The organism is Singulisphaera sp. GP187 (assembly GCF_900129635.1).
Taxonomy (GTDB): Bacteria; Planctomycetota; Planctomycetia; order Isosphaerales; family Isosphaeraceae; genus Singulisphaera.
In genome coordinates this window covers 2,344,580-2,359,289 of sequence record NZ_FSRB01000001.1, presented here as the reverse complement: position 1 = coordinate 2,359,289, position 14,710 = coordinate 2,344,580, and the positions used below count along the sequence as shown (strand labels likewise).

Below are 14,710 nucleotides of genomic sequence, written 5' to 3'. Positions count from 1 at the left end.
CTTTTTGCTCCTCCTTGTCAATAGTGGACCAGCGCAAGCCAGGCGACGCCCACGAGGGTCGTCAGCGCCGTGAGCGGAACGCCCACCTTGAGGTATTCCAGGAAGCCCAGTTCCGTCCCCGCGCGGCGGGCGTTCTCGACGACGATCAGGTTCGCCACCGAGCCGAGCACGGTCAGGTTTCCCGCCAGAGTGCTCGACATCGCCAGGGCCAACCACGCCAGTTCCTTCTGCGGCATGACCTCCATGAGCGGCTTGAACAGGAGCACCGCCGGGACGTTCGATACGAGGTTCGACAGCACCACCGAGAGCCCGCTGACCAGCACCACCGGCGACTCCAGGAGTGCGTGCCAGCGCTCGAGGCCCCAGCCATGGACGACGTTCACCTCGAACGCGTGGACCACGACGAAGAGTCCCGCAAACATGACCAGGAGCGGCCAGTCGACCGCCCCGTAGACCTTCTCGGGGCGCACCCGGTCGAGCATCAGGACCGCCGCCGCGACGAGTGCCACCAGGGCGATGGGCTGCCCCGCGAAGAACAAGCCGACCGTGATCAAGGTCACGGCAACGCTCTTGTTCAGCAGGCCCCGGTGGACCCGTGGCTTCGACGACGCTGCGGTCGGGGGAGACTCTTGCCCCGCCTTGGTGAGCGTCTTCCGGTAGACCAGCGCCACGACGGCGAAATTCAGGGCCAGGCCGATCACGGCCACGGGGGCCAGCCGCGCGGCGAACCGCAGGTAGGTGATCTGGGACAGCGAGCCGATGATGATGTTCTGCGGGTTCCCCGTGATCGTCGCGACCGAGCCGATATTCGATGCCGTCGCCAGGCCGACGAGGTACGGGATCGGGGGCCGCTTCAGCCGTTGGCAGAGGTGGAGCACCAGGGGCGTCAAGGCGACACAGACGACGTCGTTGACGAGGAACGCCGAGAGGACTCCCGAGAGCACGATCGTCACCGCGAGCAGCGTCAAGGGACCGGAGAAACGGTTCGCGATCCGTTCGGTCGCCAGGGCGAAGAACCCGGCCATGCGGAGGTAGGACACGACCACCATCATGCCGAAGAGGAGGACGATCGTCTCGTAATCGACGGCCTTCGCCGCGTCGTGCATCGAGAGCACGCCGCAGGCGAGCATGGCGGTTGCTCCGACCAGGGCGATCCCCGCCCGGTCGATCCGCAGGCCGGGGATCTTCCCGAGGGCCAGGGCCAGGTAGGTCAGGCCGAAGATTGTCGAAACCAAGGGGACCGAGGACGAGGAAGTCGTCACGAGAGGGCTTTCCCTTAAATCGGTGAGAGACCACGAGGAAAATGGGGCGTCGATGCGTGTTCCGTCACGGGGTCGTCGAGAGGTCGAGCCTCGCGGCCATCGATTCGACGGCCGCGACGTCGGCGAGTTCGTCGTGCCGCGGCAAGGTCTCCGGGACGAACGCCACGACGATCGCCGTCGCCACCGCGCCGACACCCGCCAGGGCCGCGAACAGTCCCCGATAGCCGAGCGGTTCCACCAGGAACCCCGCCACCGCCGGACCCAGCGCCGAGCCGAGCACCAGGCAGGATCCGACGATCACCTGCGCCTCCCCCGACCGCCGTGGGTCGGACAGGCGATCGGTCACCCAAGCGGCGGCCAGCACCGCAAACAGGCCGTTGCCCAGGCCGTCCAGGGCCTGATTCGCCACGGCCAATCCCGGGCTCTGGATCACGGAGACCAGTGCCAGCCGCACCGACATGATGGCCCAGGCGGCAACCAAGAGGGGCTTCCGCCCCCAACGATCGGCGAGCCAGCCCGCGGGCCAGACGACGAGCATCCAGGCGACCATGCTGACCGCGAAGGCGTAGGCGAGCATCCGATCCGGGGCGTGCAAGTCCCGCTTGATGAAGAGCCCGAGGTAGACGCCGCCGGGGGCGTTTGCGGCGTGGAAGAGGATGATCGCCGCCAAGAAAACCCAAAGCGTTGCATCTTTCGGAAACCAACGGGTTGCGGATCGACCGTCGAGATCTCGGTTCGTGGATCCATCGCTGCCATCTTCGTCGGCGTGATGTCTCACCTGGCGTCGTTCGCCCGGCTCGTGAATCAAGAGAGCAGCAAGGACGGCCAGGCCCTGCACGACCGCAAGGGGCACCAGGATCGCGCCGACCCCGTACTGCTCCGACATCGAGCTGCCAACTAGCGCCACCAGCACGATGCCGATCGGCTTCCAGAATCGTAGGGCCCCCAGGGCCGCTCCGACGCCCCCCTTGGGAGCCAGGGCCGCGGCCGCGGCACCGGAGAGGCTCTCGACAATCGCGCGGCCGATGCCGTTCTCGGCAAAGAGGACGACGAGGAACCCCAGCCAGACCGGACCGTGCGCCTCGCGTAAGAGCACGGTCGAGAGGGCTGTCACCGCCAGCGCGACGACCAGGAACGGTTTACGCCACCCGATCCGGTCGGACCAGAGCCCGACGGGGAACTGGGCCAGGGCAGACAGCGCCGCCAGGGTTGAGACGAACCCGATCTCGCGGTCCGAGAGCCCCTTTTCGCCCAGGTAGAGCGGCAGGTAGGGCAGGGTGAAGCCGATCGCTGCCATGCCGAAGAAGTACGACCCGTAGAGCCCGATGCGGTTGCGCCAGTCCATAACCATCCTTTCGCGACAGGAAGATTTCAGGGAGAGCCGGGCCAGGGCGATTGGCTCGACCCCGGCCCGACGTGATGTCAATCGACCCGTCCTCACCCGGGAGGCAGGGGCGGCGGAAGATCCGACTCGCGGCGCTCGGCCCGCTTCGCATTCGGCTCGCGGCGGTCGGGCGGGGGAGGAGGCTCGCGGCGCACGCCCGGTTGGGGGCCGAGCCGGCCGCGGCCGCCGGGGGGGACGGGGGGGCCGTCGGCGGCATGGCCGAGGTGGTCGGCGACGTGGGTCATCGCCTCGGCGGCGCGTGCGAGTTCGCCACCGCGTTCCTCCCGGCCGGCCTCCGCGTCACGCCTCGCGGCCCGATACAGGTCGCGGGACGCTTTCAGATAGAACCCGGCCCCCAGGGCGGGATCGCCGTTGTCAAGTTCGGAAATCCGGTCGTAGGCGCGGTTCAGAGCGCGGCGGACTCGTTCGCCCGAATCGTCCGGGCCGAACCCGTCGGCCGGCGGGCGCAGGTCGGGGTCGGGGCGGTCTAAGAGCGCGGCGTTGCGGGCGTGGTCGGCGGCCCGGGCGAGGTCATGAGCGATGGCCCCGTACTCGTGGGCGAGGAAGTCGTCGCCGCCGTCGAAGGCCTTCAGGCCGTCGCGGTAATACCTCGTCGCGCGCTCGGTCCAGTCGCGGATCCGCTCCTCGGGATGGCCTGCGGAACCGTCGGCGGCGCGGAGGCGACGGAGCAGGTTATACGCCTTCATCAGGTCGTCCTTCGGTCCGGCCTCTCCTTTCTTCTTCGCCTCGCCCTTCCCCTTAGGCTTTGCCTTGGGCGGCGGGGGGCCGTCGGGCCCCGGCGGTTGCGCCGGCACGAAGGCGGCCAGCCCGAGGCTGACCAGGACTGACGACGCCACGGCTGCGAGCTTGAGCATGATTGTCCCCCTTGATCGCGGTCTGTGTCTCGGATCCTGCTGGTTCCCTGGCGACTTCCGCCAGGCGGCAGACTCCAGGGATAAAGCACAGCGAATGCCAAGGCGCAAATTACGGGATTTCATGGGTTTTACCCGTCCTCAGCCTCCCAAACCGGGCGGAACCTCCCCATTCCCCGGGGGGATTCCGCCCAGTCCGTTCGTGGGGATTCCCTCTCCGTGCGGGACCTCTCCCTGGCCACAGTAGGACCACCCGTGGACTCCGGCAGGATGGTCGAGTCCTCCTAAGGCCCGGGACGCTGGGGGTGGACCTTCGCGAACTCGAACGGCTCGCCGAGCAGCCTCGCGAAGGTCTCTTTCTGCCCGCGAGTCAGGGTTGCGTTGAACAATCGTGGCGTGAGTTTTGCGAGAGAAAGTTGAACTACGGAGACGATGGACCGATCGAACGAGTCAAGGTCAGCCAATGTCACTCGCCCCGGTGAAGCTCCGGGTGCCGCTCGGAGTCCAGGTCGGCGTGGTCGCGGCCCTGTTCGTCGCGGCGCTGGTGGTGCTCTGGACGACGGGCGCCTTGGTCGTCGCGCGGGAGCGCCGTCGGTCTGAGGCCAAAGGCCTCCTAGACCGCGCGGGCGACGAACTGGCCGCACGGGGGAGCGGGATCATCGCCCGCGAGAGGGAGTTCCCCGACTACCCCGAGGAGCCGTCCCGAGCCGAGCTTGACCGCGAGCTCTCGGCCGAGGCGACCGCGGCACTCGCGCGTCACGCGGGCATCGAAGGGGGCTACCTCGTCCTCAGGTATAAGAGCTTCCTCGGCACGGCCGCCTTGAAGGGAAAACCCAATGACAAGGCCGTCGAAAAAGCGAAGAAGCAATCCGAGCCACTGACGCAGGGACAGGGCGAGTCGAGACTTCCTCCGCTCGAGGCCGACCTGATCGATATTCAGGTCGACGCCGCGATCCGTAAGAAGCAGGTCTTATTCTCCGTCGAGGAGCTGGAGGGCGAACGCCCGGTCACGGTGGCGATCCGCACCGCACCGCTCGTGGTCGACGGGCGCGTCGTCGGGGCGAGTTGGGTGATCACGCGGCTGGTCGATCCGCTGTTCGTCGACCGATCGCTCCAGGGCTACCGCTGGGCCACGGGTTTGGCCCTCGGGGGCATCGTCCTGTCGTTCGCACTCACCGCAGGGCTCGCGCGGACCGTCCGCCGGCAGGCGGTCGAGCGTGACCGGCTCCAGACCGACTTGCGAAGGAGTGAGCGCCTCGCGGCCTTGGGGAAGCTCCTGGCAGGCGTCGCGCACGAGGTCCGAAACCCGCTCGCCGGCATCCGCTCGACGGCCCAGCTCTGGCAGCGCGGCTTCGAGGTCGACGCCGACTCGCTCGGCGGGCTCGTCGACGAGGTGGACCGCCTCGAGGAAATCGTCTCAAGCCTCCTCCAGTTCTCGCGGGCCGACGCTCAGGACCTGGCTCCCGGCGACCTGAACGCCGTCCTGGCCGAGGCTGCCCGGCTGGCCGCGGGGCCTGCCGAGTTGAAAGGGGTCCGGGTTGAGGTCGAACTCGACCCCGATCTGCCGCCGGTGGCGATGGCACCGCCAGCCCTGCTGCAGGTCTTTCGGAATCTGACGACGAACGCCATCCACGCGATGTCGACCGGCGGTACCCTCCGCCTGACCACCCGGAGGCACCCGTCCCGCCAGGCGGCACTGGCGATCGTGGCAGACACCGGCCCTGGGCTCACGCCCGAGGTGATTGGTCACCTGTTCGAGCCGTTCTTTACGACCAAGTCCGAAGGGACCGGACTCGGCCTGGCGATCGCCCGCGAGATCGCCCTGGCCCACAGCGGGGACCTCGGCGCCGCCAACCGGACCGAGGGTCCCGGTGCGGTCTTCACGCTCACCCTCCCGGCCACTCAGCCCGGGAGCAACGGAGAACCCCGATGACAGAAGTCTCCGCCAAGGTCCTGGTGGTCGACGATGACCGTACGATCCGCCGCAACCTCGTCCGGCTCCTCCAGTCCGAGGGCTACCAGGCCCTGGAGGCGGCGAACGGCGATGAGGCCCTGGCGTGTATCCGCGCCGAGGATCCCGACGCCGTGCTCCTCGACTTGAAGATGCCCGGGCGCGACGGCCTGGAAGTGCTCGGCGAGTTGGGGCCGGCGCTGGCCGACCTGCCCGTGATCGTCGTCACCGCCTTCGGAGGCTCGGCCGCCGCGATCGAGGCGATGAGGCGTGGGGCCTACGATTATTTGAGCAAGCCGTTCGACCTCGACGAGGTCCTTCTCACCCTCAAACGGGCGTTGCGGCAGCGTGCCCTGGCCTTTGAAGTTAGGGCTCTCCGGGCGCGGACCGGCGGGGAGTCGGGCGAGACACCCGAGGGGCCAGACGTTCCCGAACCCGAGCTGATCGGCCAGAGCGCCGCGATGCGCAGGGTCTTCAAGGCGATCGGCCTTGCCGCGGCGACCGAGGCCCCCGTCCTGGTCGTAGGCGAGAGCGGCACCGGCAAGGAGCTGGTGGCGGCCGCGTTACACCGCCACTCGGGTCGCGCCGCCGGCCCCTTCATCAGCGTCAATTGCGGAGCCCTGCCCGAGGGACTCATCGAGAGCGAGCTGTTCGGCCACGAGCGTGGGGCCTTCACCGGTGCCGACCGCCAGAAACCAGGCCGGTTCGAGCGTGCCGCCGGCGGTACCATCTTCCTTGATGAGCTGGGTGAGCTACCGCTGTCGGCCCAGGCGAAGATCCTCCGCGTCCTCCAGCAGCGGGAATTCGAGCGGGTGGGCGGGACACAGACGATCCGCACCGACGCTCGAGTGATCTCCGCCACGCACCGCGACCTGGCCAAGGAGGTCGCCGCCGGCCGATTCCGCGAGGACCTGTACTACCGCCTCAACGTCGCCCGGATCGTCATCCCGCCGCTTCGCGACCGCCCCGAGGACATCCCGGCCTTGGCCGAGCACATCCTGCGGCGGGTCGAGCGGAGGCAGGGCTGGGGCGAACTTTCCCTCTCCCCCGAGGCTCTCTTGGCGATCCGCGAGCGACCCTGGCCGGGGAACGTCCGACAACTCGAGAACTCCCTGGCGCGGGCGGTGATCGCCGCCCGGGGGCGGACCATCCTGCCGGAGCACCTCGATGTCGACGAGATGACCGATCGGGCGATGCCTCCGCCGGACGAGCGCCTGGAGTCTCTACCGCTCAGAGCCCTCCTGGCCGAGGTCGAACGACGGGCGATCCAGCGCGCCTTACTCGCCTGCGGCGGCAACCGCACTAAGACCGCTGAGTCCCTGGGTATTAGCCGCCGCCAGCTCTTCGACAAGATCCGCGAGTATGACCTCCATCCGTGACCGCCGGGCCGACCACCATGGAGACCATTCCAGCCTCACATCCAGACGTCGCCCCGCGCTCCAGGTTCACCGCAGCAGCACAGCCCAAGACGGGCCAACTCGTCACGGGGAGTCGCGGCCGCGGCGACTTCAGGAACGAGCGCCAGGCGGGCCATGTCGTCACGTGGCGTAGCCACGGCATCATTGCCCCCGTCCTGGACGGGACACCACAAGGTATGCCACAACTCGAGACAAAGGCTAGCGAACGGCACGGATTCATTGATTTTGACGCGGAACCATTCGACTTTTGCCGTCGTGTGGTTTCTCCCAATGACTGGGAGCGTGACTTCAGTCGCCGCGACCCTCAGTGAAGAAGCATCGTACCGCCTGGTCGATCGCCGTTGGGGCGAATTCCGATTCGATTTGCCAATTTCCTACGTCATCAACTCTCCTCTGCCAGCCGAGTTGGATCGGACCGAGACCCATCGCATCGGCCGCATGGAGGGAGAGCAGGAGGTGAAGACGTGTGCGTGCGACCGACCCACCAGGGCTCCGCACGTTGACGATCTGGGTTGCGCCGGCCTGATCGCGAAAAAGAAGGTCGATCTTCCCATGAAAGATCGTCGCCTCCATGCCTTCCGGGGGCCAGGCAATCGTCCAGTCGAGGTCTTGGCTCACGACCTTGGTCGCGGCGAGCGCTTGGGCGATCGGTCCATGCGACCAAGCGTCGAGTCGACCGACGAGTTGGTCGAAGTGTCGGGAGGGGAGCATTGGGTCGTGACGCCCGACGAGGCGGGCCGCGAACGTGGCCAAATTCTTGGCACGTGGCCAGCGCGGGTCGGCCAGGGCGATCCGTGTCAGGCGGTCGAGTCGGACGTTCGACGACTCGACTGCCAAGCCTGGATCCGGACTGAGCTCCACGTACCGAGGGCGATGCTCGATAAGTACCGAAGCAGGTTCGACGACCTCCTCGGTTTGCTCGATCACCTCGGCCGTCTCGATCAGGGGGAGACGCCGTGAGTGGCGTGGCGTGGGCTCGTTCGACGTCGGTGGTCGTTCCTTCGTGACCTGGATCAAGGGCAGGCTCCAGCCTTCGGGGAGGTCGACCCGGCACCGGCCCGTCTCACGGTCGAATCGTTCGTCGAGTAGGCTCATCGCGGGAGAAGCGGCCTTGTCGGTGGCACTCAGGGCGGACGAAAGGATCAATGCGTCTCGGGCTCGAGTGGAGGCCACATAGAACAAGCGGAGCGACTCGGCCTCGTCCGCATGCTGCTCGAGCGATTGGTAAGTCAGCCATCCCAGGCTCTGCCGAGCGTCCGAATCGTTGGGGGACTCGTTCGCGACTGTTGGGGGGGACCCTAGATCGCGCGAAGGCCGGACGAGTGGACCAAGGACGGGGTGAAAGGCCGTGGAATCGAGCTGGCCGGCCGGCTTCCGGTTGAGGTCGGGCAAGACGACGATCGGGAACTCCAGTCCCTTCGCCTGGTGGATCGACATCAGGCGGATGCTGTTCCCGTCTTCGTCGGTCGTGGCGGCCTGCTCTTCGCGCGGAGGGCGTTTGAGATCGGCGCGGAGCCGTGCGACGAATGCCGCGAGCGTCATCCCACGCTGTTGGTCGAACCGCCGCGCCATCCTCACGAGCTTTCGCGCGTTGGCTCGTTTGCGGGCTCCGAGCGACTCTCCGAGCAGGGCCGCCTCATAGCCTGATTCGTCGAGAATCCGATTGAGGAGGGTTGCGATCGGCTCGCGGTCCTTGAAGTCGCGCCAACGCGCCAGCAGGTCGCGGGCCCGGCAGGCCTGCCGACGATCGAGGTCGGAGAGATCGTCGATCCGGCCGGCGTCTTCGAGTCCCTCCACCAGGTCGGTCCGCGCTGTGGTTAACCAGAAGAGGCCGTCGTCACTCAGGCAGAAGAAGGGACTCCGGAGCGTGCCCGCCAGTGCCACCTGATCGAAGGGGTCTTCGAGGGTGGAGAGCACGTTGATGATGTCGGTCACCTCTTGCTGGACGTAGAACGCGGCCCCTCCCACGGTGTAGTAGTCGAACCCCGCTTCATCGAGCGCGGCTTCGTAGGGACCGACATCGGTCATCGCGCGAAAGAGAAACGCCACGTCCCCCGGATGGGCATCGCGGATTTCACGGGTGTTCCGGTCGCGGACTTTCCAGCCGGAGTCCATCCGTTGCCGAAGTGTGCCGGCCAGCCATCGGGCCTCGACCGTTCTGCGATCGTGGGCGGAAGGCTTCTTGGAGTCCACCGCAGGTTCCGATTCAGGCTCGACCGCCCAGATGAACGTGACGGCCGGCTGGTCGGGACGTCCGATGCTGGGCACTCGAGGGCTCAAGGCCGTATCAGGCCCGGGAAATGTGGAAGCGAACAGCGCGTTGACGAAGGAGAGAATCTCGGGCACGCTCCGAAAGTTCTCGGTCAATGCGTGCCGGCCCGCGACCGGGAAACGCGCGGAAAAATCCTGAAAGATCTCGGGCCGCGCCCCACGGAATCGATAGATCGACTGCTTGAAGTCACCCACGAGAAAGAGCCGACCAGAGAGGGCCCCTGGGGTGGCGAGCCGCTCGAGGATCTCGCCTTGGATCGGGTCGGTGTCTTGAAATTCGTCGACCAGCAGCCGCTCGATCGCGGAGTCGGGTCGCGGTTCCTCGGGAAGCCCGCGGAGCAGGTGGAGCGTCATGGTCAGGAGGTCGTCGAAGTCGAGCCCGCCTCGGGCCCGCTTGGCGAGGTCGTACGATCGGCGGGCCCGAACCGCGAGCCGGGCGAGCCGGAGCCCTTGCTCGGCGGCCTCGAGCGTGGCGGCTTCATCCCATTGGGACTTGTCAAGATACTTGTCGATCGCGTCGCGCACCGCTTTGAAGCGATTGCTGACGATCTCGTGAATCTCGGGGGACGGCCAGTGGGCCTTCGACCCTGCGCCTCGGACCATGGCGTGCTCCCGGACCGCAATGAGCCATTCCTCTTGGTCGGAGTTGGCCACGAGGTCGGGGAGATTCGCCAGGAGAAACGCGGTGCGCTCGCGCATCAAGGGATGGGTGCTCTCGTAACGTGAAAGAACCTCGAGACAAGGTTGGACGGCCTGAGCCAGCTTTTGGGCGAGTAGGGGCCGTCCTTCGCGACGCCAGACGTCATTCCAGATCGCGACGACCTCGGCCGTCGTGCGGTCGTTCCATTCGTCGAGGCGTGCGGAGCCGGACTCGAAAAGGAGGTTGGCAATCCCCTGACGGACCCGTCCCAGGCCGTACTCCACGGCGAGTTCGATGAGGTCGGGATCTTGTGCGGCCAGCCATTGCCGGAGGCATTTCGCCAGGGCTTCGTCACGAATCGAGCCTGCCACCGCCGCGTCGAGGATGAGGAAATCGGGGTCGATACCCGCCTCGACAGCGTGTCGGCGGAGCCACTGTCCGCAATATTCGTGAAAGGTTCCGATCGGCGCGGCCTCGAGCCCTCGCAAGATCGCGCGCCAGTGGGTGGGATTGTCGCCGGCGGCGATCTTCTCACGACATTGCTGACGGATTCGTTGACGGAGTTCTCGAGCGGCCTTCTCCGTGAACGTCAGGGCCACGATCGAACTCAGAGGGCGCGCGGTCGGCCCGTCGAGGTCGCCCAGGAAACGTGCGGTCAAGACGGTCGTCTTGCCGCAGCCGGCCCCCGCGCTCAACGCGACGCTCGTCCCTTCAGCAGCCAGAGGGCTCGCCTGTTGCCCGCTCAGTCGCGGATCGCTGGCGCTCATCGAATCCCCTTGCTTCCCTCGATCGCGGACCAGTCGATCGGTCGACCGATCAGACCTTCAACTCGAGGCTTGGTTCCCCCTCCCGGACCTTTCGCGCCGCGCGGACCTGGCGGATCCGACAGACCGAACTGTATTCACATCGTTGAATGCAATCGTCTTTACAGGAGTCGACGACAAATTGGCCCTGACGCAACTGACCGACCACGTCGGTCACGTACGTTTCGAGCGCCTCGCGATCCTGGTCCCAGTTCTTCAGCGTGATCGACTTGAAGCCGTCGGCGGCCAGTGCCCAATAGCCGACGTCGTGTAATCGGACTTCGGCGGTTTTCAAGATGATCCGTTCCACGGCCAGCGCATAGAGTGGCAGTTGCAGATAGATCGCATCCTTGACGTCGTTCTTGGACGGGCAAGCGCCGGTCTTGTAGTCGATCACGCGATAAGCCGAGAGGTCGGAGCAGGAGACCAGGTCAATGCGGTCGATTTTCCCTTGCAGTCGGACTGAGTCGGCCCCTGCGCCCAGGACGAGACTCGGAAACGATTCGTCCTCGCCCCCTTCGAGCCCGAAGTCGACCTCGAACAGGTAGGGGGCTGGATTTCCGGACTTCTGGGCGGACTCATAAGCGTCGTGTTGGCGAACATAGCGGCGGAGGGTCCGGATCATCCGACGCTGCTCGATCTCGTGGATCCCCAGATCGATGTCCGACCCGCTCTTGGGCTCGGACCTTCTCTCGTTGAGGATGAGCGCTTCGGCCCGCTCGAGTCGGTTGCCTGGCTCCTGGGCGAGCATTCGCTCAAGCAATTCGAGGACGTGGTGTACCCGGCTGCCACGCTCGGTGTAATCCTCCTCGAGCTCGTCGCGTTCGTCGACGGGCGCAAGCTTGAGCATGTAGCGAAGATAGAATTGGAAGGGGCAGAAGAGGAACGTTTCGAGCTGGCTCGGGCTGAACGTATAGTCAGGGCCAAATTTCTTGACGATTCGCTCGATCACCCGGCTGTCACCGATCCGTCCGTCGTAGGCGCCGAAGTGCGTCGATTGGAGTCGCGATTGGGCGACCCGAATCGCGGCGGCGGTTCCCTCGAGGATGCGACGGTGCCGGGGCTGGCGGGCCAGCGCGCGGAGAGAGGTGAACTCACGCTGCGTGCAGGCGAGCGCGACGGCCCGGACCCGAGCGTCGGCAGGTGCGCCTGCCAACTCGGGCCAGTCGGTGAGTGTCGGGTCGAAGCGCCGGTGCGACTCGTGGACGCGCGGGCTGGCCACGGCCTCGGGAGTGAACAGGCCGAGCAGGTCGTCGAGAAACCCGGCCCGGAGCAGTTCCTGACCTTGGGCGTCGCTCGTCGCGTAGGCGAGCACGAGCCCCGTATCGGCTGAGCCAACAACGCCGAGGAAACGAAGCATTTCCCGCGCGAAGGCGGGATTGGCCTGCGCCACACTCTGAGCTTCTTCCTCCGTGGCCGTGGTGCGACTGAGGTCGATCGAGTCGCGGGTCGGAAACATCCCCTCGCCGAGATTTGCCAGGAAGATCCAAGGGGCGCGTGATCCCGCGACTTCATCCACTTCGGCCAGTCGGATCGTGCCGGGGGCACAGGGCAGGGGAGGCCCCGCCAATTCGGCGGTCAGTGACTCAACCTCGCGTGTGAACCTGGTCCAGGTCCAGGTCTGGCCCGCTTGGCCGAGTCCCTCGAGCACCGCTCCGTGCTCGTCGAGTGCATCCCACAACGCCTCAAGGAGTGGATCGTCGATCGCGCCGATGCCCAGGGAACTCGCGAGGTTCCGGAGCCCCTCGCATTGGTAGTGCCAGGGCCCCGGTTGATCGAGGGTGCCGATCACCGCGGCGAGTCGGTCGAGCACGGCGCGTGCGACCACAACGTGCGGCGCTTCCTTTCCCTGGCTTCGCGCCTCCGAGATCGTTCGGTCGAGTGCGCGCCGAATCGGATCGAGGCCTCGAAACACGCGGATCGCGCGAATCGCGGCGGCGGTTTTGGCGAGCGCCAGGGGGCCATGCTCGGCGGCCCAAGGGGGGCGCACCTGTCCGTGTCGGAGCCATTGGATCAGCGTGGTGGCTTCCCACTGTTCGCCGGGAATCACCATCGCCAGGCGGAGCGCCGCGATGACGGGCGCGGCCGCGAACGCAACCCGGCGCTCGGCGGCCGCGGGAAGGCCCCAGGCTTGGAGCGTTTTCAGGATCAGGTCCGCGTCGTCATCCCAGCGGCGGAACAGGACCAGAATCTCCTCGGGATCGGTGCCGCGCTCGATCAGCCGCTTGATCTCGCGCGCCAGGACGAGGGCCATCCCTTCACCTTGGGGCGCTCCCGCAACCTTCAGTCCGTCCGGATCACGGAGCCGAGGCCGAAGATGGCCGTCGGAGCGAAAGAGCTCGTGCTCGACGTCTCGCAGTCCCTTGGGCCGCCGCGAGTCCGGGCCAAGCTTGGTTTCTTGGAAGCCCGAGTCAAGCAACCGCGCGCGAATCGAGGCTGCCTCGCCATAGACTTCGCCCAGGCTCGGGTCCGAATCAAGAGTCAGCGTCAACGTCACCGACCGGCTTTGCGCCTGGGCGAATTGAACGACGCGCCAAGGAGCGGGGGAGTCCAGACTCGGGTCAAGGAAGACCACCTCATTGAGCGATTTGAACGACTTCGGCGGAGTCTTCAGAAGGGTCTTCGAGGCCCAAGTCGCGAGCCCCTCGTCGTCTTCGGCATGGAGTTCCCGCAAGACCTCGCGATAGCGCCCGAAGATCGCCCACTGGGCGCGGAGGGTGGGCTCATGATTCTCGGTGGGATCGGCCGTGGCCGACCGCTCGGCGCGGGTCCAACCGGCGATCCTGGCCACGAGTCGCCGGCGAAAGCCCGGCCATTCGATCACAGCGGCCACATCGGTGAGCGCACCGTCGCGACCGGCGCGGCTGATCGCTTCGTTCAGTGCGGCTCGAGCGGCCGCCGGTGAGAGCCGGGCTGGACCCTCGCCACGCTCATCGCGGATGGCCCGCCAGAGTTCGTCCCAGCACCAGATTCGCGTCCCTTGAAGCGACCGGTACCGTGAGCCCAGGCTCCACCGGGTCTGGTCTCGCGCCAGGGGCGAAGCGACGATCCAGAGGCTGGCCGGGTCGAGCTTCACCTCGTCCAACACCCGATCCCGCAGGGCTGAGCCCTGAGGCCCGCTCAGTAGCCGTTGCGCTCGGGGCATCGGGGGTTCCTTTCGAGAGCGCGTTCGTCGCGAGAACGGCAATCGCCAAGACAAACAAGTATACAGAAAAATACCATAGGCGTCCAGCGCGGACGATCTTGACGAGCCAGATGATTGCGAGGTAGCCGATCAGGCCGGCGATGATCGTGGCCGCGATCGTCTGCGCGACGCGGTCGGTGGTGAGCGTCGCCCGGTCGAAATCCTTGAGTTCCATGACCGTGGCCCCGAGGATCGCGGGGAAGGCGATCAGGAGGCTGAAGCCGACCGACCAGGCGCGAGACATTCCCAGCCCGAGGGCCATCGCGACGGTCAGGCCGCTTCGGCTGACCCCAGGGAGGGGCGCGAAGGTCTGGGCGATGCCGATCAGCAGGGCATCGAGCCAGGTCATCTGGTCGGGCCCTTTCTCCCCGCCGCGCAACTTCATGGTCAGCAAGAGCACGGTGGCCGTGGCCAGGAATCCGAAGCCGACCGCCGTGGGACTCTCGAAGGTTGAGAGCAAATAACGCTTGAAGTAGGCGTAGGGAAAGAGTGGCAGGGTGGCCACCACCATCAAAGTCCCCACATGGATCACGGCGCCTCGACGGTAGGCCGGAGCCACATCGTTCGCGCCCAGCAGTCCGCAAAGCCCGGTCCGAGCCACGGCCCGGTAGTGAACCAGGATCGCCGTCAGGGTGCCCAGATGGAGCATGACGTCGAAAAAGAGGTTCTCGGCCGCGGGTCGGCCATGCCCCGTGAGCTTCGCAAACGCCATCTGGGTGATCGTGAGGTGCCCGTCACTGGAGACTGGCAAAAACTCGGTGAGACCCTGCACCAGACCCAGAACCAAGGACTCAATCCATTCCATGAAAAACCTTGAGGATTTGGTGTTGAGGAGCGATCCCAACGGCAGGGTCAGGACGAGTCAAACGCAGCGAGGGACTCCCAGTTCGGAACGGACTGAGCATCCCTCGCTTTTATCTCAGCG

Annotated in this window: 9 protein-coding genes; 2 read left to right on the top strand and 7 right to left on the bottom strand. The window is 66.5% G+C overall.

All coding sequences use genetic code 11. The features are described from left to right. Positions 1-17: 17 nt before the first annotated feature. From BUS42_RS09245 to BUS42_RS09235, 3 genes are all read right to left on the bottom strand, one after another. Positions 18-1,262, bottom strand: coding sequence for an anion transporter (locus BUS42_RS09245; protein ID WP_074306657.1), 1,245 nt, complete (start codon positions 1,260-1,262; stop codon positions 18-20). A 64-nt stretch (positions 1,263-1,326) separates the two neighbouring features. Further along, positions 1,327-2,607, bottom strand: a complete 1,281-nt coding sequence (locus BUS42_RS09240) for an MFS transporter (RefSeq protein WP_083670113.1) — start codon at positions 2,605-2,607, stop codon at positions 1,327-1,329. Positions 2,608-2,699: 92 nt separating this feature from the next. Continuing rightward, on the bottom strand, positions 2,700-3,521 hold the full coding sequence (locus tag BUS42_RS09235) for a hypothetical protein (RefSeq protein ID WP_074306655.1): 822 nt from the start codon (positions 3,519-3,521) through the stop codon (positions 2,700-2,702). Positions 3,522-3,981: 460 nt separating this feature from the next. On the opposite strand from BUS42_RS09235, the gene BUS42_RS09230 reads away from it, so the two are divergent. Together BUS42_RS09230 and BUS42_RS09225 are read left to right on the top strand one after the other, a co-directional pair. Next, the gene (locus tag BUS42_RS09230) at positions 3,982-5,451 is read left to right on the top strand and encodes a sensor histidine kinase (protein WP_074306654.1); all 1,470 of its coding nucleotides are present in this window, start codon (positions 3,982-3,984) and stop codon (positions 5,449-5,451) included. Further along, on the top strand, positions 5,448-6,848 hold the full coding sequence (locus tag BUS42_RS09225) for a sigma-54-dependent transcriptional regulator (protein ID WP_074306653.1): 1,401 nt from the start codon (positions 5,448-5,450) through the stop codon (positions 6,846-6,848). Before BUS42_RS09230 ends, BUS42_RS09225 begins: the two co-directional genes overlap by 4 nt. Positions 6,849-6,883: 35 nt before the next feature. Here the strand turns inward: BUS42_RS09225 and BUS42_RS43575 are convergent, their stop codons facing one another. The 4 genes from BUS42_RS43575 to BUS42_RS09210 form a co-directional block, all read right to left on the bottom strand. Then, the gene (locus BUS42_RS43575) at positions 6,884-7,024 is read right to left on the bottom strand and encodes a hypothetical protein (protein WP_159452192.1); all 141 of its coding nucleotides are present in this window, start codon (positions 7,022-7,024) and stop codon (positions 6,884-6,886) included. A 151-nt stretch (positions 7,025-7,175) separates the two neighbouring features. After that, positions 7,176-10,565 (bottom strand): UvrD-helicase domain-containing protein, encoded by a 3,390-nt coding sequence (locus BUS42_RS09220; protein WP_074306652.1) that lies wholly within the window; start codon positions 10,563-10,565, stop codon positions 7,176-7,178. Between the two features lie 49 nt (positions 10,566-10,614). After that, the gene (locus BUS42_RS09215; protein WP_254053740.1) at positions 10,615-13,542 is read right to left on the bottom strand and encodes a PD-(D/E)XK nuclease family protein; all 2,928 of its coding nucleotides are present in this window, start codon (positions 13,540-13,542) and stop codon (positions 10,615-10,617) included. Further along, on the bottom strand, positions 13,532-14,590 hold the full coding sequence (locus tag BUS42_RS09210; protein ID WP_074306651.1) for an undecaprenyl-diphosphate phosphatase: 1,059 nt from the start codon (positions 14,588-14,590) through the stop codon (positions 13,532-13,534). The genes BUS42_RS09215 and BUS42_RS09210 overlap by 11 nt, the downstream gene beginning before the upstream one ends. Positions 14,591-14,710: the final 120 nt, after the last annotated feature.